At 39.0% G+C, this 25,438-nt stretch carries 23 protein-coding genes; 9 read left to right on the forward strand and 14 right to left on the reverse strand.

The features are described 5' to 3' along the window. Positions 1-31 precede the first annotated feature (31 nt). From M1E86_RS06785 to M1E86_RS06805, 5 genes are read left to right on the forward strand one after another with little or no spacing between them, the layout of a single operon-like run. Complete coding sequence (locus M1E86_RS06785) at positions 32-382, forward strand: phage GP46 family protein (RefSeq protein WP_102140726.1); 351 nt, start codon at positions 32-34, stop codon at positions 380-382. Further along, complete coding sequence (locus M1E86_RS06790; protein WP_426099445.1) at positions 379-1,443, forward strand: baseplate J/gp47 family protein; 1,065 nt, start codon at positions 379-381, stop codon at positions 1,441-1,443. Before M1E86_RS06785 ends, M1E86_RS06790 begins: the two co-directional genes overlap by 4 nt. Beyond that, a complete protein-coding gene (locus M1E86_RS06795) occupies positions 1,440-2,003 on the forward strand; it encodes a YmfQ family protein (protein WP_426099314.1) in 564 nt (187 codons plus the stop codon). Before M1E86_RS06790 ends, M1E86_RS06795 begins: the two co-directional genes overlap by 4 nt. A gap of 1 nt (position 2,004) precedes the next feature. Then, complete coding sequence (locus M1E86_RS06800) at positions 2,005-3,363, forward strand: hypothetical protein (protein ID WP_426099315.1); 1,359 nt, start codon at positions 2,005-2,007, stop codon at positions 3,361-3,363. 2 nt (positions 3,364-3,365) lie between these two features. Beyond that, entirely contained in the window at positions 3,366-3,812 is a 447-nt protein-coding gene (locus tag M1E86_RS06805) for a tail fiber assembly protein (RefSeq protein WP_426099316.1), read from the forward strand. Between the two features lie 141 nt (positions 3,813-3,953). Here the strand turns inward: M1E86_RS06805 and tssM are convergent, their stop codons facing one another. The 14 genes from tssM to tssB are packed head-to-tail and all read right to left on the reverse strand — an operon-like array spanning position 3,954 to position 20,399. Further along, entirely contained in the window at positions 3,954-5,726 is a 1,773-nt protein-coding gene (gene tssM, locus M1E86_RS06810; RefSeq protein ID WP_426099317.1) for a type VI secretion system membrane subunit TssM, read from the reverse strand. Further along, the gene (gene tssA / locus M1E86_RS06815; protein ID WP_213914122.1) at positions 5,726-7,174 is read right to left on the reverse strand and encodes a type VI secretion system protein TssA; all 1,449 of its coding nucleotides are present in this window, start codon (positions 7,172-7,174) and stop codon (positions 5,726-5,728) included. The genes tssM and tssA overlap by 1 nt, the downstream gene beginning before the upstream one ends. 5 nt (positions 7,175-7,179) lie before the next feature. Then, complete coding sequence (gene vasI / locus M1E86_RS06820) at positions 7,180-7,830, reverse strand: type VI secretion system-associated protein VasI (RefSeq protein ID WP_213914121.1); 651 nt, start codon at positions 7,828-7,830, stop codon at positions 7,180-7,182. A gap of 1 nt (position 7,831) precedes the next feature. Beyond that, positions 7,832-8,620, reverse strand: coding sequence for a helix-turn-helix domain-containing protein (locus tag M1E86_RS06825; RefSeq protein WP_125890738.1), 789 nt, complete (start codon positions 8,618-8,620; stop codon positions 7,832-7,834). Beyond that, positions 8,617-11,238 (reverse strand): type VI secretion system ATPase TssH, encoded by a 2,622-nt coding sequence (gene tssH, locus M1E86_RS06830; RefSeq protein WP_426099318.1) that lies wholly within the window; start codon positions 11,236-11,238, stop codon positions 8,617-8,619. Before tssH ends, M1E86_RS06825 begins: the two co-directional genes overlap by 4 nt. 8 nt (positions 11,239-11,246) lie before the next feature. Continuing rightward, on the reverse strand, positions 11,247-12,002 hold the full coding sequence (icmH, locus tag M1E86_RS06835; protein ID WP_125890740.1) for a type IVB secretion system protein IcmH/DotU: 756 nt from the start codon (positions 12,000-12,002) through the stop codon (positions 11,247-11,249). Further along, positions 11,995-13,353, reverse strand: coding sequence for a type VI secretion system baseplate subunit TssK (gene tssK / locus M1E86_RS06840; RefSeq protein ID WP_185746842.1), 1,359 nt, complete (start codon positions 13,351-13,353; stop codon positions 11,995-11,997). Before tssK ends, icmH begins: the two co-directional genes overlap by 8 nt. Before the next feature lies 1 nt (position 13,354). Next, positions 13,355-13,906 (reverse strand): type VI secretion system lipoprotein TssJ, encoded by a 552-nt coding sequence (gene tssJ, locus M1E86_RS06845; RefSeq protein WP_125890742.1) that lies wholly within the window; start codon positions 13,904-13,906, stop codon positions 13,355-13,357. Between the two features lies 1 nt (position 13,907). Beyond that, positions 13,908-15,173 (reverse strand): type VI secretion system-associated FHA domain protein TagH, encoded by a 1,266-nt coding sequence (gene tagH / locus M1E86_RS06850; RefSeq protein WP_213914120.1) that lies wholly within the window; start codon positions 15,171-15,173, stop codon positions 13,908-13,910. A 5-nt stretch (positions 15,174-15,178) separates the two neighbouring features. Then, a complete protein-coding gene (gene tssG / locus M1E86_RS06855; RefSeq protein ID WP_213914119.1) occupies positions 15,179-16,216 on the reverse strand; it encodes a type VI secretion system baseplate subunit TssG in 1,038 nt (345 codons plus the stop codon). Then, the gene (tssF, locus tag M1E86_RS06860; protein ID WP_213914118.1) at positions 16,180-17,955 is read right to left on the reverse strand and encodes a type VI secretion system baseplate subunit TssF; all 1,776 of its coding nucleotides are present in this window, start codon (positions 17,953-17,955) and stop codon (positions 16,180-16,182) included. Before tssF ends, tssG begins: the two co-directional genes overlap by 37 nt. 7 nt (positions 17,956-17,962) lie before the next feature. After that, a complete protein-coding gene (gene tssE, locus M1E86_RS06865) occupies positions 17,963-18,403 on the reverse strand; it encodes a type VI secretion system baseplate subunit TssE (protein ID WP_426099447.1) in 441 nt (146 codons plus the stop codon). Beyond that, the gene (gene tssC / locus M1E86_RS06870) at positions 18,400-19,878 is read right to left on the reverse strand and encodes a type VI secretion system contractile sheath large subunit (RefSeq protein ID WP_096864201.1); all 1,479 of its coding nucleotides are present in this window, start codon (positions 19,876-19,878) and stop codon (positions 18,400-18,402) included. The genes tssE and tssC overlap by 4 nt, the downstream gene beginning before the upstream one ends. A gap of 20 nt (positions 19,879-19,898) precedes the next feature. Then, entirely contained in the window at positions 19,899-20,399 is a 501-nt protein-coding gene (tssB, locus tag M1E86_RS06875; RefSeq protein ID WP_125890746.1) for a type VI secretion system contractile sheath small subunit, read from the reverse strand. Between the two features lie 1,106 nt (positions 20,400-21,505). Between tssB and M1E86_RS06880 the strand changes: the two genes are divergently transcribed. The 4 genes from M1E86_RS06880 (at position 21,506) to M1E86_RS06895 (ending at position 25,381) form a co-directional block, all read left to right on the forward strand. Continuing rightward, a complete protein-coding gene (locus tag M1E86_RS06880) occupies positions 21,506-22,789 on the forward strand; it encodes a hypothetical protein (RefSeq protein ID WP_213914117.1) in 1,284 nt (427 codons plus the stop codon). Between the two features lie 500 nt (positions 22,790-23,289). Then, positions 23,290-23,973, forward strand: coding sequence for a hypothetical protein (locus tag M1E86_RS06885; RefSeq protein ID WP_213914116.1), 684 nt, complete (start codon positions 23,290-23,292; stop codon positions 23,971-23,973). Positions 23,974-24,179: 206 nt separating this feature from the next. Then, complete coding sequence (locus M1E86_RS06890) at positions 24,180-24,455, forward strand: GNAT family N-acetyltransferase (protein WP_213914128.1); 276 nt, start codon at positions 24,180-24,182, stop codon at positions 24,453-24,455. Between the two features lie 32 nt (positions 24,456-24,487). Next, positions 24,488-25,381: a pirin family protein gene (locus M1E86_RS06895; protein WP_213914115.1), complete on the forward strand. Its 894-nt coding sequence runs from the start codon at positions 24,488-24,490 to the stop codon at positions 25,379-25,381. The last annotated feature ends 57 nt before the right edge of the window (positions 25,382-25,438 follow it).

Consider the following 25,438-nt stretch of genomic DNA (forward strand, 5'->3'; position numbering starts at 1 on the left):
ATCATTTACCCATGCTGCGATACTGCGCAGCATGGACAGAGCACTCGATACATCAACTGGCGATTACGCTGGAACCCGAACCAATACCCTCTCTAATGCCGTTTACTTGCGTCTAATGACCCCACTCGGCAGTTGGTGGGCTGACCGTTCTTTAGGTTCACGATTGCACGAATTAACGCGTGAAAAAGATGTTTCTCGCGTGTATGTGCTCGCTCGTCAATATGCCGAACAAGCATTGCAGCCCTTACTTGATGATGGCCGTGCGCTTTCGATTCAGGTGACCGTCCATCGTGATGGCCTAAAACGGGCAGTATTGTGGATTGAGATCATCGATGCGGGTAACCAAACACAAAACTTTAAACATACCGTGAGGATTGCCTGATGTTTATTACGCCTACATTTGAGCAAATCCGCGATACCTTACTCAATGACCTCAAAAATCAGCTCCCTGATGCGGATATCGGCACGGATAGCGATTATTTTGTGCGTGCCTCTTCCGTTGCCAGTGTTGCTGAGGGAATTTACCAGCACCAAAGCTGGATTGTGCGCCAAATCTTTCCTGATACGGCAGATAGCGACTATTTAGAGCTTCACGCACGGATACGTAATTTAACCCGTAAACCTGCAACAACCGCAAAAGGGATCGCCGTGGTCACAGGCTCAAAAGGCGCGGTATTGCCTGCGGGGAGTCAAATTCGAGGCGATAATGTTTCTTGTTTTACAACCGCAGAAGTCACTTTATCTGAAAATGCTCAGGCCACCGTCACTATCCAAGCCAGCCAATCAGGCACGATAAGCAATTTAACCAAGCCCACCACGGGCGAACTGGTCAATGCACCGATGGGCGTTAACAGTTTAGTGGCAATTAATCAGCTTTCAGGTGGTACAGATATTGAGTCTGACGCAAGTCTATTAGCGCGTTTACTTGATATTATTCGACGTCCACCCGCAGGAGGCAATAAATACGACTATCGCCGTTGGGCACTAGAGGTGACTGGTGTGACGAATGCGTTTGTTTATCCGTTGCGTCGTGGTTTGGGAACAGTGGATATTGCGATCACTTCTGCCGACGGTCTACCTTCTCGTGACATTATTGAAGCTGCTCAAGCGCATATTGATGATGTTCGACCCGTCACGGCCAAAAATTCTTATGTACTCGCACCGACACTACGAAACGTTGACTTTGAGGTTGAAGTCACCCTCGAAGGTATCAGCTTAGAAGCTGCAATTGCGCAAGTTGAAAACGAAATTCAAGCCGTAATGAGCCGTATTGCCCCAAGTCAGCGTTTAATTCGTAGTGAAGTCGAAACGGCTATTTCATTAATACCCGGCATTACTGACCGTGTCATTATCAAGCCTGCGGGTAATGTGATCGCCTTGGTCGATGAGACGCACCTTGAATGGCTACGACCAGGCAATATTGTGGTGAGGTTACCGCAATGAAATCGTTATTAAAGCAGCTCTTACCCCCTGTTAGTTATTCTCTGGATGCGCCTCGACTGGATGCCGAACTCAACGCTGAAGCAAAACGTTTTAATCTCTCTCTAGAAAGTGCTGACCGTGCCCGAAATGGTGTTACGCCATACTTTGCTGAAAGCCTGCTTCCTGATTGGGAGCGGGTTTTAGACTTAACGCCCGATGCAAAATTAAGCTATCAGCAGCGCCTTGAGTTGGTTCTCATCAAACTCGCTGAAACAGGCGGTCTATCCATCCCTTATTTTGTTCAACTGGCGAAAAAGCTCGGTTATGACATTACCATTGATGAGTTAGAACCCTTTCAGGCTGGTGTAAGCCGTGCAGGTGATAGGTTAACTCATCCTGGTATTTTATGGGTATGGGTCGTCAATATTTTCGGTTCAAAAGCGCAATTTTATCGCTTTCGCGCAGGTGGCTCCATTGCAGGTGAGCGCCTTTCATTTTGGGCGGATTCAGTCATTGAAACGGTATTTAATGACTTAAAACCCGCGCATACATTCTGTTATTTTACTTATCAGGAGTCTTGATATGCAGGACTTAATGCCACCCATTAATACCCCAGACAGTGCCTTTCATGATGGTGACCCTACCACGGGACAATTAGGTACGATTGTCACCGCACTCTGGCTCAATAATGTCCAGTCAGCCACGCGTGATGTTCAGTTAGAAATAAAAAACGTACTGGCTAAAGCAGGTATTCAACCCGATCCTAAAAAGACTAATCAGCTCGCAGAAGCAATCAGTCAAATTATTGGTAGTGGTAATTATGCCTCGACGGCTTATGTTGATAATGGCCTTAATAAAAAATTCGACAAGGCGAACATTTCAGGCCAGAAAGGCAACGATAACGACAAAGTCCCTAGCCTGAATTTGTTTACGACTGAGATTGGTAAACTTGCCGCACTTGGGTACAGCTATTCAAAAATTGAATCAGACGGCAGATATCAACCTAAAGGGAATTACGCCCCTGCGGGTGACTATGCAACAAATAAAGCATTAACCGAGGGGTTAAGTGGGAAATTTGATAAAAATGATGTTGCCCAAAACGCTGGCTCATCATTAACGAAAACGATGAGTCAAAATGAGATCACAAATGAATTAAGAAATCATGGCATCGGCGGAGTATTGAAAGAAATTGTTTCCGAGAACGAAAGTGGGAGTTATTTATCCCGCGCTGGAAGTAGCGATAATCCCGACAGCGCAAACGGATTTGCGATATTCAATCTTGCTGCGTCTGTTCACTACAAAACACAACTTGCTATTTCATATAACACGAGTGTTCCTACTGCATATATCAGAACGATTCATGGTGATAAAAAAAACAAATGGGAGCAAATAGCAGCAATAGAAGCAATAGAAGCACTTAAAGTTGAGATAGATAAAAAGCAGGATAAAGGAGATTTTTTATTAAAAAATAAGCCGACTGCCAATGAATCTATGCGCATTGATTCTATTGATTATCCAATGCTGACATTTAGACAAACAGAATCTGGTGATGATTTTGATATATTTACGACACCGACCAGAAATGCTGTCGTAATCAGATTTAGACCAAAAAGCGGGGGGGAAAAGCGCGTTACGTTTCCATTTTCTGAAATTGACAATTCAGTCGAAATTTCGAGCCATAAAACAAAAAAAATATACACAGGAGGAGAAGCGTCGGTAGGACAAGTCTTTAGTTTTGGTGAAAATGCGATCGGGAAAAAAGTCATTGTCTTTCATGATGGATTTGCAAAAGTACAAGCGCTTGTTACACATGAAACATATAAAGCATATGCAACGACAGGCGCTGGTTCATCAATAGCAGTAGAAGTGAGACAAAATAGTGTTGTGTATTCGCACAATACTGGTGGTGGTAAAGTAACAGAAATTTGGCTTGTGGGGTGAAAATGCACGCATATAACAAAAAAACACTATCAATTGATTTTGATATTGAAGAATTAGACAAAAGTTGTCACATCGTTGTAGATGATGAGATTATCGACGAATTATTAATACGTCAACAGAGCGGGGACGCCCTCGTTTTAGATAAAGATGACAATCTTATATTTGTACGTTGGACTACTGATAAGTATAAAACATGGAACCCCAAAAAGAATGCTTTTGTTTATGTGAAAAATTATCATGAGTTAGCGCTAATAGACGCAAATAGCGAAAAAGCTCAGAGATTAGGATCGGCAGAGCAAAATATCTTAATGCTTGAGCGCAAAGTGCGCTTAGGAATGGCAACAGATGAAGAAATTGAACTTCTTAGGCAGTGGGAAATTTACAGCGTCAAATTATCTGATATTGACACTTCATTCGCACCAGATATCGATTGGCCACAAAAACCATAATATCCACGGCAAGCCGTAAGGCTTGCCAAGTTTTTAATGTTGTTTATTTCTATCAATTCTGCACAGTGCAAAACCTAGCAATTATATATCTATCTTTTAATGCACAATTGCTCGCCAATTAGTGCAAATTATTTCGCCGCGCTACATTTCGAGTTTATCTTCACTGCCCTTATCTGCATTATTAAGCTCAATTAAAAGCCCTGACATAATTGCAGGTAAGAAACGCTCGGTCAGTAATTGCAGATAAACTTGCTCAACTTGTGGGCCGACTTTTTGGCCTTGATACAGTCCCATATCAGAAAATAGCACATTTTTATCGCGGTGGTTCCCATAGGCAAGCGTCGCTTCACGTAATGGGTTGAGGACAGGAAGTTGTAAGCTACCATCAGTATCTTTTTGGACGTTATTATCTATCGTTCTGAATGCTTTAACCTCATTAAGCACACTCTCACCGGCGCGGTAGTTTTTATCATAATAGTGGTTCCAACCACTCCAAAGTGCAATTAAACCAGCAAAACTGGCCAGTGTTGTGACTAAGAGGCGAGAACGGTGCTTTTTGACCCAATATTGATTTTCAGCGGCTAAATTCGGCTCACTGAAGAGGACTTGATCAAATAAATTATGTGTAAAATAAGGGTGGCTATCATTGATTGGCCAAGTTGTTAGAGGGGCTGTTGGTAAATGGTATTGCACGGATGCCGTTTGGCTAAAGACATCGTCTATTTGGCCAATCTGCAATGCAGAGGTGAGATAAACGCCCCTTAAACAAATGTTATGTTGCTCGTTATTAATCAACAGTGCATTAATTAATGTTATAACGTGGCTCTGTAACCCTTCTATTTGACGTACAAAGCTGAATAAATCACTACGTTGGTTACCTTCTGCTCGTTGTAGCATCATTTCTGGTAGTGCGCTATTCATTTGGCTAACCCACTGTAACCAGAAATGCGTTAAACCCGTCTTCCAATCTTTTTGAGATTTAAGATCGAAAGAAACCCCCAGTACTTGGTTACGTTGTTGCGCATCCAATGACTGGTACATTGAATCGAAACCACGTAATAAATCTAGCTTCGTTAATACGATATATAATGGTAGTTGACTATTAAAAGTCATTCTAATTTCTTCAATACGCATTTGCAGGTCAGCAATTAATTGGCTATTTTGTTCTTTCGTATTGGTGAGTAGAGATAAGGTATCTACCGTTAAAATAATCCCGTTCATGGGTTGTCTTGAACGATTAGTCTTTATCCAATTAAGTAACTCTTCCCACAACCGATGATAGAGCTGAGGTTTTTCATGATGTTCATTTGGTTGAGTCAATAGTTTGCCGTTAGGAACGAAAAGAATGGCATTATCCGTCAACAAGCACTCAATATTTAAAGGCAGCTTTTGTTCATTAACGATATTGTCACTTGGCGCGATATCCAATGGATTTAGCGCGTTTTTTAATAAGCTATGTTTTCCGCTTTGGTTTGCACCTAAAACAAAATACCAAGGGCGTAAATAAACGGCCTTAGTATGGCCATTTAGGTGGCGCGTAAATTGAGATTTCCAATAGTCTAAATAACGATTTTGGAAGTCTATATCCTGCCTAACGGGATCAACAACGGTTAACTCAACATCGAGTTTTAAGGCTTCAAGTTTTTTTACTCGACGCCATGTAACTAAACCTATCCAACTGACAACAAGCAAAATAATAATTAACGTAGCAAGCCAGCGTGAGGTGAGTGTACTAAATGGCTTTGAGTCTTGATAAGTGAATGTCGGCCCCCACCACCAAATCCACACAATGACGAGAGCAGGGAGTAACGCTAATAAAAATAGGAAAAAGGAGGCAATTTTTGGCCTATCAGCAAAAAACAGTTTTTTTACCGAATTGGTTATGTTTGAAATGGAGAAAAACGGTAATTTCATTATTGTAGATCCCTATCCATAGTCATTGTTGTTTCTTGTGTTTTGTCTGTTTTTTGAACGAGTTGTCTTACGAGGCTGGGTTCCCAATCCTCGAGTGAAATGTGTAAAGTAGCGGTATAAAGTTGCTGATATAAGTGGGCCGCCATATAGCCCATTCCTGAGAGCTCGAATAGTTGCGCTGACAATAATTGCCCATAAAATTTATCTCTAGGCTCTATTGCAGTGACAAGGCTTGACTCAATGAGTTTCAATGCGGCTTCAAGCCCTTGTTGTTCATAGCACAGTAAAACATCTTGCTGTAATAATGTGGTATTTGAATGAGATAATTGGCCACTCTCTGTTTGGCGACAATCTTCTAACCATTCTTTCACACTGTCGGGGACGAAAGGGCTCATATCAGAAAAATGCAAATTGACGAGATTTGGAAGGCGAGCTAAAAAAAGACGTAACTCTTCTGCGATACCATCCGCGACTTCTGAATAACCCAGTTTAGCTGCTGCTTGTGCTGCAAGCATGTGGCCTTCTAGCCAATAAGGCGATAGTGATAAGCTTTGCTCTATATTATTTAATAGGGAGTTTGATGGTTGAGAAAGTTGGGCTCTGTAATCCATTATGCGATCCATCGAAACCGGCGCTAATGGGGTTTTACCTTGACGATCGGCTTGAGGCAGCATTGTAATGGAATGCCAGATAGCATAGCGTCGTAAGCGATAACCAATTGAACTTTCAGGTATTTGCAAACAAATAATCTCTGAAATTTGGAGTAGCGTTTGCTTCCATTGTCTTTCGTCATGCTGATTTATATTGATTGCTGGCATGACAAGGCTATTTGCTGGTGGTTGTACAGCTTCTGTAATAGGTCTTGCGGCTTCTTTTGGCGCTGAAGCTAACACGATGGGCTGTTCGCTTTCTTCAATTCGTTGATAACCTCGACTCAATGCATCAACTTGTTCAGAAAGTTCGGGGCTCTGTTCATGCCAAAATTGAGCTAAATAGGCAAAAGATCCCAGAATATCATCACGCATTTTGCTATTAGCAGAACGGCAAAAAATATCGTTCACTGATTCGAAGCGTTTTAGAATTTGGTTAGCTAGACGTACCTTGAGCTTAATATTCGTTGGATAGCAGACATGCCAATACTGGCGCGTAAAATCAGAAAGGATCTGCGCTGCTAAAACTAACTCTTTAGGTTCACCAGCATGCTGTAAGGTACGTAATAAGTGAACGATTAAGCGGAAATCTTTTGTCTGTGTTTCAAGCAACCGCAAACACCGACGTTGAATTTCTTTAACATCTAATTGGCTGTGACTAAGAGAGCCGAATTTTATCATTTCACTATCGATATACTCCCAGTCGGGGTCACTATCGTTCACAGCACGACACACCAGCTGCTCATCAAGATGGGCAAGCAACTGTTCTTTCCAAGAATAAGGGGTATTGTTTGTCATTATTTTTACCAGTGGCAAGCGGCTCTTAATGGTTTAATTTCTTGGGACATCCCTGAAATATTGAACGTTAGTTTTTCGTTATTCGTTAATTTTAAGGTCAATTTTTCGCCATTTAATAAACGCTTGATTTCATCTATGCCAGGTAAACCACGGCTTGATTCCAATACATAGCCATTTTCACGTAAAAACCATTCTGCAGTGAATTGCGTTCTATCGGTTGAGACCATGACACTGCCTGCATCTTGTTTATTGGGTAAAATAATTTGCATACGGGTAATGTTGTCGATGCAACTCAACATGAGAACAGGACGAGGAGGCTGAAAACCAATGGCTGGAATGGTCATAATGACGGGGTAATCACCATCTTCAGGTATTGAGACTAAGAAACCCGCACTATTTTCGACACGTTTCATTTCGTGTTCATAAGCTTGGCGCCAAGTTTTTCCCATTTGAGCGATATTAGGTGAAGTATTGGCCGCAGGCGTAGAGGACAGCGCTATTTTGTCATAGCAATCTAAGCGAATAAGCTGAGAAGATTCTAGACGACACTGGGTGAGTTCTTCAGCGATCTTCTGGCTGACATTGCTTTCAGCCTTTCCAGACAAAGTGAAGAAAACTGGCATCAAAGAGCAAAAAAAGAGTTTCAGTATTTTCATTTTATACTCCGTACTTCTTCAATTTATATATCAGCGCACGCTTAGATATGTTGAGGTGTTCTGCCATTGCGTTGATATCTCCCTTTAGCTCTCGCCGCTTGTTTAATAAAATTTCTTTTTCATAGCCCTCTACGGCAGCTTCTAAGTCGTTAATATTATTTGGATTATTTGTTGTTGGTTCCATGCTTGTGATTGATGCCGTTAATATGTTTAAGGCCTCATTGAGGCTGACTTCCTTTTCCTTCTGCAACTGATTGAGATATTGCAAGTGAGAAATTTTTTGTTGCGTATTTGCCAATTCAAGAATGCGTTTTAATTGCTGATGAAAGAGCTCACAATAAATAGGGAAAATGCCCTGTTCGAAATTTTCCAACTCTTTTGCTTGCCCTAAAAGAATAATGGCGCCGCATGGTTTATGGTTCAGATCATGCAGTGGTAAGCTATACAGCCCAGTATTGACTGGAAGTTGCGAAATAAAATCACGTAATGACGCGTTATTAATGTAGCTACCTTGCTGTAAATTCTTCCAAAATGTGGGTTCCCCCTTTAATACAAGTTGTATTAAAGGGTGATCGGCATCAGTAATATCAGTGTCTAAAAAATGGCTTTGAACTTGGAGTGAGTGGTCAATGTTCCAGCTTTCTAATCTATTTTCGGTTTTATTGACCAATGAAATAATTAGCCCGCTGAATGCGCTGCGCGAAAAACTATATGTCAAAAATTGAACGGCTAGCGCTTCTATGTCATGGCACTCAAGAAGAGCAAGGGCATTTTTTAGTCTTGCTTTCATTTTTCTTTGTTAACCTCCGCAATAAATTCACCATTTTCCGTTGTTAAACGAATATGGGAGATGGTTTCATTACGGGCACTGAACTGAAGAAGTAACAAAGAAAGAGGCGGCAATAAAGCACCATCAATAATTGATTCTAAGATACGTGCGCCATTTTCCGCGCGAGAAGCTCGACGTAAAATTTCACTAGGGACGTTTTCTTCTAACTGAATTTTTGCATTAAAACGTTGTTTCAATAAGAGCATAAGACGCATCAGCTTACTATCAACAATTTGTCGTAAAATAGCAGTCGAAAGAGGTAAATAAGGGACAACTTCCATGCGGGCCAGTAGCGCGGGTTTAAAAAATGTGGTGAGCTCAGGATAAAGTGCATCTTGCAGCTCATCTGGCTTGTCCGCATAAGCGCTAATCACATGGTCACCTAAATTAGATGTTAGGAAGAATGCGATATTTTTGCAGTCAATAACTCGTCCTTCACCATCCGCTATCTCGCCTTTATCAAATGCTTGATAAAACAAGTTTAGAACGTCTGGATGCGCTTTCTCGACTTCATCAAGTAGAACAACAGAATAAGGTTTTTGACGAATAGCTTCTGTTAATATTCCGCCCTCACCATAGCCGACATAACCAGGAGGTGAACCGATGAGACGAGATACAGTGTGTTTCTCTTGAAACTCAGACATATTGATGGTCGTTAGGTATTGGGTCCCACCAAACATTAATTGGGCAATTTGGATCACGGTTTCTGTTTTACCGACACCACTTGGCCCCGCCAATAAAAATGCACCTAAAGGGCGACCTGGTCGGCGTAAATCAGCGCGTGCCGTTAACAAATGTTTGTGTAAGCACTGTATTGCTAATGATTGCCCTTTAATACTTTCTTCTAAGTAGGTGGGAAGATCGGTAACAATAGATAAAGCATCTTGTGATAATCGATTTAGTGGCACACCAGTCCATTCTGCGATGACAGCTGCAATTTGCTTTTTATCGACGTGTGGCGAAACGAGTAAGTGTGTTTCATGGAGTTGAGCAAGTTGCTGGTCTAATGTTTGCAATTCCTGTTTCAGTTCATCTGAATGACGAGCCTCTTCGGACTGGAGCTCGGTATTTTCATCGTCTAATAATGTCGAACGCAAAGTTATAATTTGTGAAACAAGCGCTTGTTGTTGTTCCCATGCTTGTTGTATATCGGAAGCTTTTTGCTCAATCGCATTTGCTTTTGATGCTAATTCCTCAAGGCGCTCTGAGTGATTATCCAAGCCAAGATGATGTTCTCTTTTTAATATCACTGTCTCCATCTCTATTTGCTGGAGATCTGTTTTTAATGAAGAGAGCATTTTTGGTGGTGAAGATAAATTGATCGCTGCTCTTGCACACGCGGTATCTAATACATCAATGGCTTTATCGGGTAATTGGCGTCCTGAAATATAACGTTCACTCAGTTCAGCACTGGCTCTAAGAGCCTCATCATCAATAAAAACATGATGTGCTTTTTCATAAATAGAACGTAAACCACGCATAATGATAATTGCGTCCGCAGATGTTGGCTCTTTGACTTGAACTAACTGAAAACGGCGAGCTAATGCAGCATCTTTTTCGAAATATTTTTTATATTCGCTCCAAGTGGTTGCGGCGATTGTTCTCAATTCACCACGCGCTAACGCTGGCTTTAATAAATTAGAAACATCGAGGCCACCTTGTTGGTTACCAGCCCCAATTAATGTGTGTGCTTCATCGATGAATAGAATTATGGGATGAGGAGATTGAGAGACTTCTTGCATGATGCCTTTAAAACGTTTCTCAAATTCGCCTTTAACCGCTGCACCGGCTTGTAATGCACCTAAATCTAAGGTTAGAAGTTCACACCCTATTAATTTTTCAGGGATTTCACCGGCGATAATACGTAATGCGAGGCCTTCAATAAGCGCGCTTTTTCCGACTCCAGGTTCCCCAACAACAACAGGGTTATTTTTTCGGCGACGGCAAAGGATATCAATCATAAGGTCGATTTCATGATCGCGACATAAAACAGGGTCAAGTTCATTATTTCGAGCTTGTTCGGTCATGTTTTGCGTAAATTTTGCTAACAATGAGTCCGACGCGATTTTGCCGTTATTTTGAGGTGCTTGTTCGTCAAAAGGTGATTCAGCAGACCCTTCTGTCCACTTATCAAAACTGAGTTTTAGTTGCTCCCGGTTTACTTGCGAAAGCATGTCTGCAACAGGCTTTGGGAGGTAACGCAATGGCATTTGTAATAATGTCAGAAAGAGAACGCCTGAGCGAAGTTCACTGTGGTTGAATTCCGTCGATGCAAGTAACCAACTGTCTTTCATCCACTCCACTAATAATGGGGAGAAACTCGGGTAGCTCTGTGTTATGGCTTGATGAGGTGGAATTTGAATATCTAATAATTCAGACAACTTATTAATATCCAAAGTACTCTTCTGGCTGATTAGGCGAATGTCAGTTAATGGTGTCTCAATGAGTTTCTGAAGAAACTGAGCAATCGTAATTTCAGGCTGTTGATGACTTACACAGTAGGCTGCTGCGCTTTCTAACGCATGCTTAGCAATCGGGTGTAATCGGTTTACAAGTGTTGAGAGATTAATTTGGATCATAGTGCGCCCTAGCCGAGTAAAGTATTAAGTTGTTCCACAATACTGAGTGTTTGGTAATTCAGTTGGGATGAATATATTTGATAAATAATGAACGCAAATATTGCAGTACCAATGATGATGTAACGCATACCTAACCGTTTACCTAAACGGTAGCGGCTCTGCTTGTTATCGCCTTTCTCAAAGAGAACAACTGGTTTCGGATCACCTTTAAGTTGTTGTATTTGTTTCTGTAAGCGTCTAAGTAAATGATTAAATTCATCATTCTGACCCGCAGATACTTTGTAACGACCGCGGTATCCAAGACAGAGACAAAGGTAGATAAACTCAATGAGGTCGAGGTAACGTTTGGGTTCACCTAGTAATCTTTCAATTAAAATAAAGACCTTTTCCCCCCCCCAAGACTCATTATGAAAGTGAACAAGTAGTGACTGTTTTACCCAGCCATTTTCTTGATCCCAGCCCAATCCAAGAGCTGTTTCATCAATGAAAGTGCACAAGACATAGCGGAACGAAACAATGGCCCCAGGCTCGTAACCTTGTATTTGTAATTGTTGTTCAATCGAAGTGATGTCCATGACCACTTGCTGGTAAAGTTTTTCTGAAAGTGGTGTTTCAGACATCGCTTTCATTCGTAAAACCATACCTAAAAGAGGTGTTGCAGCATCAATCATTGGATTAATGTTGTTACCCCGCAGTGGGATTTGGTAATTTTTTTGCGAAATACCACTATCAACATCATGATTAAGCAAAACATTATCAGTCATAGAGTGCTCCATCTCTTATTGCCCACAACTGAATATCTAAATCAGGGAAATTCCCAGAGACGTGGAATGCGATGTTGCCATCCTGTTGGATCCCTTTCCATTCATTACCTTGTTGATCAAAATGGAAGTAGTTATACCCGGAATGATAAGGTAATTGTCGTGGGGCGGTTGAAAGGGGAGATAAAGGAACCCCCGGTATTTGAACACTGACCAAGCTACGAATGTTATTTACCGTTGTTACTTTAGTTTGTTGTGGGAACTGTTTGCGTAATTGTTCCTGAGGCATCTGCGACTTAACTGCAATAATAAATTCAGCTTTTTGGAGCAGTTGTTTGTCATGAATAGTGGCCACTCGAATACCGTGTTCTTGGATCTGTAACGGAATAGGAATTGCTCGAGGCGTCAAGACAACACTCAATGCTTCACGGATATTTTTTATTAATGGGAGAAAGCTATTTGTTAAATCAAAGTGTTTATATTTTGCAATGGTATCGGGTAAGCGTGACGAATTCGTGAATGTTTGTAGCTCACCACAAAGTTCTAATAAGTCCCGAAAGAGTTTTTCAGGATGAATAACCGGTTCTTGCGCATAGTGCGAATAAAGAGGATAGCTACGGTTGAGTACTTGTAGCATCATAAATTCAGCGACATCCGCAACACCTTGCTGGCCAGGGGCGCCAATTCGGGAGGCAATTTGCTTACCCCGTTCATACAAAGTACCTTCAATCTCAGTGAGAAATTCATTTAGTAATAGCGATGCTCGAATATTCAAAAGGCTTGGAATATAATCGTCATCAAGCGTTATGCTTCCGTTGGCATTACGCTCTCTAATGCGGCATATAGGCAGTGCCACGTAGGCATCTAAGCCACTTTTACCTTGTTTAAGGATGGGGTTTAGTTGTGCAACATGGATAGTGCTTAAATCGCCATTTTCTGTATGTAAATCACGAACATTTTCTATACATTCGCTATAACGTGAAAGTAAACGACTCCCATTATGCTCGTTTGATATTTCGTTGACGTTTCCATTAGTCAAAGGAAAGGCGAGATAAATAATATTACTATCACTGTCGGTAATATTTTGTATATCAATTGGTTGAGGTGACAAGTCTTGGTTAGGAAAAGAAAAAATGGTACCGTCAGGCATAACACCAGATGCTTCCTTAATACCAATACGGCCTAAAGAATATAAATCGTTACTTAAAGATAAGTGACTGAATCCCCAAAAATGAGAAATAAAATTTTTGAGAATACTTTCTGTAACGTAATCTTGATGACGTTGTTGTTGCTGGAAATGCTGAGGTTTGATAAATAGCCCTTCACGCCAAATTACTCTATTTTTAGTCGACATATTAATCATCCTCTTCTTGTCTAAATTCGATTTCGTTTTCTCTAATGTGAGCTAAAATAAAGTAATGGCGTCCCTTACCTCGGGCTTTGACTATTTTTTTCCATTCGGCATTATCAGGGTCTGAATAATAGGCAATAATGCCGATATAACGATTAGATGCCTGCAGCGTCATCGTCGGGAAGGGCTTATATTGGCCAGGCAAGATAGTGTAATCTTGGTGATCAATATAATTTTTCTTCAGCACTTTCTCTAAGTCCCCATCTTTAGCTTCTATCTGGTCATGATCTAAAGAACCAAATAAAGAATCTTCATTAAGATAAACAATTTGGATATTTATCGGTGCAGCTTCACCTTCCTGATTAGGGTTAATATAGGGCTCGGCGAGGATGGTTAAAGCAACCGTGGATGGCTGATCTTTTGGATAGCCAACGGGAATAGACGGGTCTAATAGAATTTGCCCCACTTTTGACGCTGTCTGTAGCGATTTACTACACCCACTCAAAATGAAAAATGAGGCAAATAGCAATAACACTGAAAAAGTCCTAAGCTGCATTTTAAGCTTCCTCTATCCCTTTTCTTAATGCTCGGTCATAAGCATGGGAATAAACTTCATAGAATAATTTTTCAAAACCCTGTTGCCGAGATGAAGAAAGCTCTTTGTAGTAGTTGCTGTACATTTCCCATGCCCAGCCATCAGTCATTGGCGTATTATCTGAAGCACGTCGATATTGGGAAAAACGGTTTAATAAATGTTCTGGAGAAAAAGCCGCAAGCATTGTTGCTAAAGCAGTCGATATCGCTTCTTGATTTGCATGGTAATGCAACTGCATATTGTGCAAACTTTCAGTGACGGCGGAAGGTGCTGAAAGGTGAACAGGGCTACGTTCATCTGTAAACATCAATTTCATCGTATCTTCATAACTACTGTTTAGACGTAGCGGATTATCTTCAATAGGGCGGAGTTGCTTATCTTGTAAACTCTCCTGCTGTTGCTGCAAAGCGAGTAAACCTTCAACAGCAGCTTTCATTGTTTTACCGAGCTCGATGAGAAAGTCATTAGCTTGTTGAGAGCTAGCTAAATTAAGATGGACACCTAAACCATGCATGAGAGGGTTAACGGCCACATGATCAATATCGGTCATGTGTTCATCTTCGAAAGGTGTAATTTTGGGTAAATCAATAAATTCTTGTACCATGGTATTCTCTTGATTATCAGATATCGCAAGGGTAGGTGAATAAGAGAGTGGGCTACTCAATAAAGAAGGTTCAGAGACGACGGATTGACTCTTAGAAATTAAACTGAGATTTTCATTTTCTAGCGCTTGTAAGGGATCCGCCGTGAAAGCACCTTGAACAGTTGGAACAAATGGGGATTCTTTGTTTTCATTATTGACCGTATCAATATCAAATAATGAATCTAAAGGATTATGATCTTTTGCAACAATCGATTGAGGTGTTGCTACCATCATATTTTGTACTGGCTGCCCAGTTAAACTAATATTGGTTGTAATAACCAGTTTGCCCACTCTGATTTGGTCTCCTTGGGCAAGTTTCACGGCATCAAGATGTATAGGAATAATTGCGTGATTAATGTAAACAGAGTCTGAGTTTACTTTTAAGCAAAAATGCTGATCTTTCCAGAAAACAGTAAACTGACAGGCAGAGATAGCACCATCAGCATCTTGAATTTTCCAGTCACATTGATTGCCACTACCAATTAGGCCACCATGTTGAGTCAAGGTTGCGCTCGGAAGATAACCACTTTCTAGCTGTTCACTATTCGTTATACTAAATGAAATTATTGGCTGATGTTTATCCATGTCTTTTATTCCAATACCGTAATGGTGATATTTGGTTTTTTAGCGGGTTTACCTAAAAAGCTTTGCCAGCCTAATTGGTTGTGATTTTTTTTACCTAAACAGAAACCTTCAGCTTGATTCTCTGCGATACTAAGACGTAAATCCCAAGCTAATTGCTCATGAAAAATGTATGAAACGAAGGCAACGAGAGGAGCGAAATCACTACCATTAGGTAAAAAACGCATATAACGTTCTATAGTTAATCCACTGATTTCTATAGTGCATTTTCCATTGCAATCATCTATGTGAGACCCAAGACTAAAATTTTCACCTAATAACATTCGAGGTTGAGATTTTTGCCCAGGTTGATGAGAAATAATGCCTAACTTATTTTGCTGTGATTCCGGGATAGGGACACGACGGGTTTCCCACTCAATAACATCTACATTTTCTAAGTCAAAACAATGAGATATTAGGCTACTAATGACATCTGCTGAACGGCTGGGGCTCGCTAAAAGGCCAGCATAAGCGAGCATTTTGCTGTGATTGATTTTAATCCGTCCACGGTTAGCCCCATTCCCTAATCCTACGAGAGAAAACATATACTGGGAAAATGAATCTTGGCCTTCATTTTCAAAACAAATGTAATAGCGGTATTTTCGCCAGATACGATAGAGCAGAGAGAGCAATCGATGATTAAAGATATTTAAAAAATCAGAGATCCCTGGGATTTGCTGCGCATCTTCCCAAGCAAATTCATCAAGGTAATAGCCAGGAAGTGGCGACTGGCTTCCTTGCAGCCCGAGAAAAGCAACCTCCAGCTCATACTGATGAGTGGCATTCTTTTCAAAAGACACGATATCTCTCGTTGGAAATGCGACATTAGAGTGTGATTTAAAGTGAATAATATCGCTATTATCACGAGTGATATCCATGTCTTGATGAATCATTTTGTTTAATAATTCAACAAGTTGATAAAAATTATACTCTGTAACCGATGAGCCAGCTTGTTCCAGCCAGCGATCGATTATTTCAGTATGTGCTGGTTGATTTGTGCTGGCCACTGATAAATTTCCTTATTATCAAGGTTAAGAACTTCTAATTCATGAAACATATTAATGCTGGTATACAGCCTAAAAAATTGAGCAATAACAGTACAAAATAAGAATAAGCTTCCTTCAGAAAGAAACGCGTTCTGACGTACGACTAAGGTTGTTTTTAATCCACGAACTGGCAGTCCTTTGTAGATACGTTCGATATGCTCTGAATGTAAATCAACTAATGCATCCAAACGTTTTTGGGATTGCCTTGCGGTCTGCTTGTCATAAACTGAAGGTAAATCATAAAGTTGCAATATTTTTTTTAATGAATCTAGATTCAATAAAGATTGATAGTTTAGGGATAAATTCGTCAGCTCAGACCAATACAGCGTTTTATCAAGTAGGGGATATAAGGGAACTGTTGGCTTGAATAAGTTTTTAGCTGATAAAGCCCCATAAGGTATGAATGAATTATCTAAGTCAATTGATCGCGTGGATAATTGGGAGGCGATATAGCGATTAGTACAATTGAGTGAAATCGAAACCGTTTCGTCACATTGCTGTAATTGGTGTTCGTGTTGACGAACAAAAGAAAGCCGATGGGCATAGCCATAGGTACGCTCTTTTTGGGTTACCTTTAAACGATAATATCCATCATTTTGCTCGTGATGGTTCTGATGATAAAAGCTTTCAAATGGGGTATAGGTGACCGGGTAAGCTTTACCTTCAGATGGATAGCGTAATCCATAAACTTCATTAATGGAAAAAATATCAAAACAGTGGGCGTATTGGTAATTAGGACTTAATACATATTCCTCATCTTTTCCTGTGAGATTGATTGCTTCACTGTCAGCACGGAATAAATTCACGATGGGAGTACAATTCAGTTTAATACTATCGTTATGAAGAATAACCCCATCGGGGATTTCTTTATCAAAGTTAATAACAAGTTTGAATTGCTTGGTTTGGATAGCTAAGGGAATGTCATCCATTCCTTGAATATCCAAAAATAGAAAGGCTTCAGGAAAACAGAAAAACTCTTGTAAGATGCGGTAACCATCATAACTATTTTTTGGATAAGGGAGTAATGCATCCTGTTTTTGAAAACCAACAGGTTTCACTGCAAACTGGTTAAGTGGTAATACATGCTCATCTGTGATTAGTGAGGCATTCTGTATATGCTGGCTTAATAAAAAATAAAGCTGATTTGTTGTAAATGGAGAACCATTTAAATAAAAACATAATTTATTTAAACCAATGTTTGCGAGAGGTTGTATTTCATTCAACTCAAATGTTATTTCAATGGCGGTTGTTCTTTGTAAGGTTTGCGTAATTTTCGCTGGTATTAACCAGAGGTCACGACTTTGGCTAAATCGACATTGAAATAAAGTTTCTTGGTTGGTATTTTCATTTTGTACATAAATAGGTGTTGCATTAAAGAATTGGCCCGCTGAAATTTTTATCGCATGTTGGCATTCTGCATAATTAGGTTGGTATTCAACAATTGTCATGCTAGGTACAGGACGTGCGTAATTAGGCCATAGCATATTTGCTAAGCTATTCGTTAATTCAGGAAATTGCCTATCTATTTGTTGCCGTAAATTACCTGATAAATACGATAGCCCGTCGATAATACGGGCACTATCAGGATCTTGAATTTTATTAGATAACAAATTGACAAGTTGCGGCTTTTCTTGCGCAACTTCTTCTGCTAAATCATTTAAGTATTCTGATTCATTCGTAAAATAGTTTTTTGATGACATAAGAGTGCTACTTTAACTGGTATCTACGATTGCTATCCAAATACATATTGAATTCAATAAGCTGCTTTTGGTCATCTAAATCAATACAAGCATTAATACTGAATTGTAAAGATAAACTATCTGCATCATTTTCAATGAATTGCACATCAACACTTGTGATCCTAGGTTCATAAGTGAGGATGCAACTTGCAATGCTATTCTCTAATTCGGCCTTAAAATCAACCGCAGATTGAGTCGCATCATTTAAATCAGGTATCCCTAAACATGGTGAGCCTTGGCAACCATTCGGCCGACTATTCAGGACATAATTTAAATTTTGTTTAATTGATTCAATGAGTGTATTTGTACGTGAACGAGAGGAAAAACTCGCATTTTTCCTCTTAATTCGATCGAATAAGCTGGCTCCGCTGTTAGGGGACCAGCCGTGATTAAATGAGATCTCCGCTATTCTTTATCGAGGCGGCCAACAAGTGATAGTTCAAAGTTTGCACCCATATATTTAAAGTGAGGGCGAACTTGAATTGCGACTTGATACCAACCCGGATCACCTTCAACATCAAGCACTTTAATTTCAGCTGAACGAAGAGGGCGCTTACTACGAACATCTGCTGGTGGGTTTTCTTGGTCCGCTACATATTGTTTAAGCCAGATATTCAGTTCACGTTCAAGATCTTGTCGCTCTTTCCATGAGCCAATTTGCTCACGTTGTAGCACTTTAATGTAATGAGCTAATCGGTTGATAATAAACATGTATGGCAGCTGGGTTCCTAACTTATAGTTAGTTTCTGCCATTTTACCCTCAGGGGTATTTGGGAAGGTTTTGGCTTTTTGAACTGAGTTTGCAGAGAAGAAAGCCGCGTTATCACTTCCTTTACGCATTGTTAGGGTAATAAAACCTTCTTCTGCCAGTTCAAATTCTCGACGATCAGTAACTAAAACTTCAGTTGGTATTTTAGTTTGTAATTCACCCATCGCTTCAAAAATGTGTACAGGGAGGTCATTGACGGTACCGCCACTTTGTGGGCCAATAATATTTGGGCACCAACGGTATTGTGCGAAACTATCATTGATGCAGCTTGCGAGTAAGAATGCGGTATTACCCCATAAGTAGTGCTCATGGTCTTGTTTAACATTTTCGGAATAGTTAAACATTTTCACTGGGTTTTCTGTTGGGGAGTAAGGTAAGCGTAATAAGAAACGTGGTGCCGTCAATCCTAAGTAACGCGAATCCTCTGCTTCTCTCAGAGAACGCCACTTCGTATGAGCAGGGCCTTCGAAAACAGATTTAAGGTCTTTAATTGCCGGTAATTCAGCATAACTGTTAATGCCGAAGAAATTAGGGGAAACAGATGATAAGAATGGTGCATGTGCCATCGCTCCGACAGTGCTGACATATTGCATTAACTTCATATCAGGCGCGGTGTTGTTAAATGCATAGTTCCCAACAATTGCTGCGACGGGCTCACCACCAAATTGCCCATAACCAGAAGAATAAACGTGCTGATAAAAACCAGACTGAACGATTTCAGGAGAGAACTCAAAGTCTTCTAATAACTCTTCTTTTGTTGCATGAAGAATATTGATTTTGATGTTTTCTCTAAAATCAGTACGGTCAACAAGTAACTTCAGGGAGCGCCATGATGCTTCAATTTCTTGAAATTTAGGTGCGTGAATAATTTCATCAACTTGGGCGCTTAGTTTGTTATCAAGTTCAACCAGCATTTTATCAATTAATAATCTATTGATTTGTTGATCTTCTGATTCATTAGCGAAAAGATTACTGATGAAAGCGGCAACGCCTTGCTTTGCAATATCATACGCTTCAGTCTCAGGTGACATACGTGACTGAGCCATGATTTCATCTAGAAGAGAGCCGTTAGATGCTGGGGCTTGTTGGCCTAGAGCTTCAGTATTTAGTGACATGAAATAATCCTCTATAAACATTATTTTTGATTAGCGGCAATATCGAGTTCTTTTAGAAGTTGTTCGCGTGTTTCTTTGTTCTCAAGTAATTCTTGAAGACGCTTTCTAAAAGCAGGGACATTGCCTAGAGGACCTTTTAATGCAACTAAAGCTTCTCGTAATTCAAGAAGTTTATTTAATTCTGGCACTTGGCGAGCAATACTATCGGGTGAAAAATCTTGTAGTGATTTCACATCAAGATTGACATTAAGCTCAGAATCATTAGTATTTTCAAGGGTATTACGGACGTTGATATTTAAATTAATACCCGCACTTTCCATAACTGAATTGAAATTGTTTTGATTAATTGAAATTGCTTTTCGTTCTTCTATGGGGGTCTCTTCAGTTTTACCTGTCATATCTCCCACAATCAGCATATTTAAGGGAAGTTCAACTTCAGCCTGAGCTCCACCTGTATTAGGTGTATATTTGATATTAATTCTTTCTTTAGGGGCAACACTACCGAGATTTTTCTTACTCATTTAAGTGAATCTCCTTGTATGAGTATACGATAACTTCTTCATTCCATAAATTTAAATGCCTAAATTAATAATAAATTTAGGGCATACATTTCCCTACACAGAATGAATTCTGTGTTAAGATTTTTTTTCCCAGTAAGGTGTTTAAACTGCCAATTTGTATATTTTATTTTTTTTCAGCTTTTTATGATATACAAATTTAACTTAGGATCAACAAGTAAATTGTTATCTAAATATAATTTAGTGATGTTGATTTTATAAATTCACTCTATTTGTATTTATTTTTGGTATTTATTGCTGTCGCTAATCATTTAATGTGTGCCTGCAGTTTATATGACTATTATTTGTATTCTTACAGTATTGGCTATAAGTATTTTTAACATCACAATGTATGTGAATCAATGGAATAAGTATAAAAAGTCTGTGATGCGGAATTAATATGCTTACAATGTGTTACATATTTACACATTTGTGTTGAGTGATTTAATATTATTACCTATTTAATGTTACTCAATAAAAACTGGATTTATCTTATTGCAGGTTTATATGACATTCATTAGGTCTTTTATCTAAAAACTCCTACATTGATAGAGAGGGGAAATCTTATTTTTTTCTAAATAACTCGATTTGGTCCGATGGAGGAATAGTGGGTGAAATTGATTCTGCAAACTCAATTCTTTATTATAAGTGGGTCATTTATTACTTGCCATTCAACGAAAAGTGTTTCACCAACTTCCCAAGAGTCAGGAACAAATGAGTAACATTCTCTAGCATACCAAAAGCAATGAGGATATTTACAGTAAACCATTGCATATGAGTACCATTTACATTATTTACACCATAAAATCTACCTCGTTGGTGGAGTGGACAATGCCACGATTCTAGCTTTATGACAGAATTTAGCGATAAGGATTGTAATTTTTAGAGTTTATATTATCTTTAAAATATCTAAGCTTTCAGTGTCTAATTTTAAATTAACCCACATTGGGAGTAATACATTGTTACATTTATAGTGTGAGTTTAACACTCATATATAGAGTAATGAGGTATGATCCTAATTGAATTTACATAAGGTATAGATGGGCCACCATGTAAAATAATGATAATACTTGATAGAGAATGAGTGTCTTGTATTTTTAGAAAAACGTATTCTGGGCGTAAGCATCATTATGAAAATAGAACAACCAAATTTAATGTGTTACCAACGAGTAGCTAGACGGTTAACCGCTATCCTATTGTTTGGAATATCTTTATCAGCAGGGGCTGCAGATAAATTAACAGTAAGAGCCGGCCAAACTGGCTATTTAGGCGAAATATACCCATCAGTAAGGGTGTTTGATAATAATTCGCATCCGATAGAATCTACCGCTCCAACAGATCCAAATGTTAATTATCCTATGCTGCCGAAAGTGAATGACTATATAAAATTTATGACTACAAATGGTGGTTCTTTCGCTGAACATAATTCAGGGTATGGAATTAGATTAGTCAATGAGAACGATAGCTCTCGAATTATTGTATTGCTATTTAATGGCACAGTAACTGCAAGATTTAAAGGGTATTATGGTAGTGATGTAACAAAATCTGCAGTCTTAAAAGAATCGAAACAAGTATCAGGAAATCTTGTACCAACTGGTATTTTGACGTGGGCTCTTGAAAGTGGTGGTGTAGATAGACCAAACTATTTTTATCCAAACGCTAAACGAAATGATGGCCTTACCCAAGTGAGCATTTCAAGTCTCTCTGCTTATGCAAGTTCCGTTTCTGGCGGCAATGCCACGGTAGTTAAAGGTAGGTACTCTTTATTACCTGGTGAGTCTATTGCTTTTGGACATAAAGGTGAATTATATAGAAGTAATTCAGGATGGTTTTTTTTATACCCTTTCTTTTTAGATAACGAAAGTTTAAGTGTTGAGGCATTAGACTCTTGTACTGTAGCGCCTGTTACCACAACTAATATTATTTTTAGTAATCAAATGGCAGGCCGGAAACAGAACCAATTACTTGAAACTAGGCCTGCAAGTATAAATGTTAATTGTATAACGGCTGGTAAACTTTTGATGGTTGTTTCCGCTAATCAGCAACTACATGGGCAAAGTAGTGCTGGAAATACTTCAGATACAAATTTGGCTGGGATGGCTTTGGATTCACTTAGTGGAAATACGGCTGATTCAACAGAAAGACCATATATTGTAACCTCAAGAACTATATCCTCCTCAGATATTTGCAGAAATGGAAATAATGATGCTATTCCCTATTATGACCGTGTTAAGTTAGGGACTATGTCAAATAGTAGTGCTAAAGAAACATTATATTTCAACCTTTGTCATAATGGAAATATCAAAGCAGGAAGATATCAAGGAAGCATTGATGTTTCATTTTTCTTAGAGTAATCACTTTACTTTCAATTTAAATGGAAATATCCGCTTCGGCGGATTTTTTAAAATTATTTCCGAACTGTTATTTTAATAAGCCATGAATATATTTTATTGTTTTAAGGCTAATTATTAATCATCAAATTACGATGACTTCATGGGAAATTGTTCTAATTCGCGTAGCTCTTCTTCGAGTGGCTTTCTTTGATTAAAATGTTGATGTACATTAAAAACAATCGCTTATATCATCAATATATCATAAGGTGGGTTATTCATCTGTAAAGTAATTATTTTTTGTATTTATAACTATTAACGCTTCGTTTATAACATTTTATTAATTTAAATATGAATAAGACGGAATAGTTACAGTATTTTTTAGTATTCAATATAAGTAGAGAAAAATTCAAACGGAGTGATGAACCAAAGGTTTGATGTGTATCAGAGGATATAAATAGTAACTTGTTGTAACTGTTTTATAAATATATTATTTAGCATCTTAACTCCATGGATTTATCAAGATGAATAAATTATTAATTCCTGCTTTTTGTATTGCTTCTTTATCTGGATGTGCGGTAACTGAGTATAACTATGTTCCTGACTCACAAAAAATCAGTGAACCTAAAATAGGCCAGGTCAATCATATTACTGTAGGGCAACCCTTAGTAAGAGAAGGCAATATTAGTAAAATAGATGGAATTAAAGTACTAAACCCAGTACAGATAGATTTGGCTTACAAAATTATCCCCGGTGTATTCAAGAAAGTGGGTTCAAGTGATAAAGGCGATTTTTATATGCCAGACCAAATCGTTGATTCTGGCTCGGTCGTCGTTGAGGTTTTAGGGCAACCGTGGAATTCACTGTTAATTAAAAAAGGGTCTGGTCCTAATGAAATCTGTATCGTGACAGATGTGAATGTCGCTGTTTGTAGTGATAAAGCACAAGTCGAACAGGTAAAACTAAATAATTCGGATGGTAATTCATTTGAACAAGCCTTAATTTTCAATGGGATAAATGACAAGATTGTCGATGTGAGTTATCAGAAAATAGGTTCAAATATTGAGAATCAAGGGTTTGGAGATAACATTCAGTATAATCTTAAACATAGCGATATTATTTCCTATAGAAACGTGAAATTAAAAGTCATTGATAGTTCAGAAAATTCATTAACCTATACGGTGATAAGTAATTTTTCTGACAATTAATGTGTATTATATTAATGAGTTAGTTGAAAAAACAGCGTTAGACTAAATTAGCCTCTAGTTAAGCGCTGTCGCAGCATATTTTCTCACTTTATTCTTATTCTAACTTCAAAATATTTGGATCACATCGGCAATTGAAGAATATTGTCTTTTCAGCATACCTCACATACTCTAAATCAAATGGATTTAACATAGAGGCGTTATTTATGATGAATATCCAATCCGATCACAATAGCTTTTTTATTTTATCTGATGACAAGCAAACGCGCCTTGCCGAGATAACTTTTGTTTATACTGGTGATGACTTAGTGATTATTGATCATACAGTGGTTGATGAAAGCTTAAAAGGACAGGGAATTGCAAAGCGATTAGTTGCTAAGGTTGTTGAGCGAATGAGAGAAGAAGGGCGAAAAATTATCCCATTATGTCCTTTTGCAAAAGCAATATTCGATAGAACACCTGAATACAGTGATATCCGCCAATAATATTTGTTAGTTACTGATGAGATGAGGTAAGCATGAGTATTCAACATGATGATAAAATACCTGATTTACAGTTAATTACAGCACGTTCAAAAGATGTTGGGGGGCTTCCTGTTGCACGAGTTTTACCCACAAGAGAACGGAGATTAATCGGTGCTTGGTGTTTTCTTGACCATGCGGGGCCTACAGTTTTTAAAGGTGATTCAGAGGGGATGAAGGTATCACCTCACCCTCATACGGCTTTACAAACATTCACTTGGATGATTGAAGGTGAAGTATTACACCGGGACAGCCTTGGCTATGAACAGGTTATTCGACCAGGGCAGGTCAATTTAATGACTGCGGGTTATGGGATCAGCCATTCTGAAGATACCCATGGAGAAAGTCGCCAGTTACATGCGGTACAATTGTGGATTGCTTTACCTGAAGCAGTTAAAGATATTGCCCCCCGTTTTGACCACTATCCTACGTTGCCACGTTGGTCTGAAGGCGAAACACACTTCAATTTACTCGTTGGGGAATATGGAACTTATAAAGCACCAACCTTAACATTTTCTCCGTTGATTGGACTCGATATTCTTGCGAAGAAAACCGCGCGACAAATTTTGACGTTACGCTCTGAATTTGAACATGGTATTTTTGTGGTAAGTGGCGGTGTTGTTATTGAAGGGCAACAAGTTAATAGTAATGAATTAGTTTATTTAGGCAAAAATATAACTGAAATTTCTGTAGAACTCGCCACAGATAGCCATATTCTATTACTGGGTGGCGAGCCTTTAAATGAATCAGTGCTGATGTGGTGGAATTTTATTGGTCGAACTAAAGCTGATATTCAAGCCGCAGTTGAGGAATGGAACCAAGGAAGTTCTCGTTTTGGGGATGTTTTTAATGATAGGCGCGAGCCAACACCTGCTCCAATTATGCCATAATCAGTTTAAGTTACTAAAAAATAATCTTATTGAAGTCGTATTCTATTAGGTATAGGA

This window comes from Providencia sp. PROV200 (assembly GCF_049901995.1).
GTDB lineage: Bacteria > Pseudomonadota > Gammaproteobacteria > Enterobacterales > Enterobacteriaceae > Providencia > Providencia rettgeri_E.

What these genes read in the sequence shown, in the direction of transcription:
- M1E86_RS06785 (WP_102140726.1), top strand. Translation starts at nt 32, where the DNA reads ATGGACAGAGCACTCGATACATCAACTGGCGATTACGCTGGAACCCGA.
- M1E86_RS06795 (WP_426099314.1), top strand. Translation starts at nt 1,440, where the DNA reads ATGAAATCGTTATTAAAGCAGCTCTTACCCCCTGTTAGTTATTCTCTG.
- M1E86_RS06800 (WP_426099315.1), top strand. Translation starts at nt 2,005, where the DNA reads ATGCAGGACTTAATGCCACCCATTAATACCCCAGACAGTGCCTTTCAT.
- M1E86_RS06805 (WP_426099316.1), top strand. Translation starts at nt 3,366, where the DNA reads ATGCACGCATATAACAAAAAAACACTATCAATTGATTTTGATATTGAA.
- tssM (WP_426099317.1), bottom strand. Translation starts at nt 5,726, where the DNA reads ATGAAATTACCGTTTTTCTCCATTTCAAACATAACCAATTCGGTAAAA.
- tssA (WP_213914122.1), bottom strand. Translation starts at nt 7,174, where the DNA reads ATGACAAACAATACCCCTTATTCTTGGAAAGAACAGTTGCTTGCCCAT.
- vasI (WP_213914121.1), bottom strand. Translation starts at nt 7,830, where the DNA reads ATGAAAATACTGAAACTCTTTTTTTGCTCTTTGATGCCAGTTTTCTTC.
- M1E86_RS06825 (WP_125890738.1), bottom strand. Translation starts at nt 8,620, where the DNA reads ATGAAAGCAAGACTAAAAAATGCCCTTGCTCTTCTTGAGTGCCATGAC.
- tssH (WP_426099318.1), bottom strand. Translation starts at nt 11,238, where the DNA reads ATGATCCAAATTAATCTCTCAACACTTGTAAACCGATTACACCCGATT.
- icmH (WP_125890740.1), bottom strand. Translation starts at nt 12,002, where the DNA reads ATGACTGATAATGTTTTGCTTAATCATGATGTTGATAGTGGTATTTCG.
- tssK (WP_185746842.1), bottom strand. Translation starts at nt 13,353, where the DNA reads ATGTCGACTAAAAATAGAGTAATTTGGCGTGAAGGGCTATTTATCAAA.
- tssJ (WP_125890742.1), bottom strand. Translation starts at nt 13,906, where the DNA reads ATGCAGCTTAGGACTTTTTCAGTGTTATTGCTATTTGCCTCATTTTTC.
- tagH (WP_213914120.1), bottom strand. Translation starts at nt 15,173, where the DNA reads ATGGATAAACATCAGCCAATAATTTCATTTAGTATAACGAATAGTGAA.
- tssF (WP_213914118.1), bottom strand. Translation starts at nt 17,955, where the DNA reads ATGTCATCAAAAAACTATTTTACGAATGAATCAGAATACTTAAATGAT.
- tssC (WP_096864201.1), bottom strand. Translation starts at nt 19,878, where the DNA reads ATGTCACTAAATACTGAAGCTCTAGGCCAACAAGCCCCAGCATCTAAC.
- tssB (WP_125890746.1), bottom strand. Translation starts at nt 20,399, where the DNA reads ATGAGTAAGAAAAATCTCGGTAGTGTTGCCCCTAAAGAAAGAATTAAT.
- M1E86_RS06885 (WP_213914116.1), top strand. Translation starts at nt 23,290, where the DNA reads ATGAATAAATTATTAATTCCTGCTTTTTGTATTGCTTCTTTATCTGGA.
- M1E86_RS06890 (WP_213914128.1), top strand. Translation starts at nt 24,180, where the DNA reads ATGAATATCCAATCCGATCACAATAGCTTTTTTATTTTATCTGATGAC.
- M1E86_RS06895 (WP_213914115.1), top strand. Translation starts at nt 24,488, where the DNA reads ATGAGTATTCAACATGATGATAAAATACCTGATTTACAGTTAATTACA.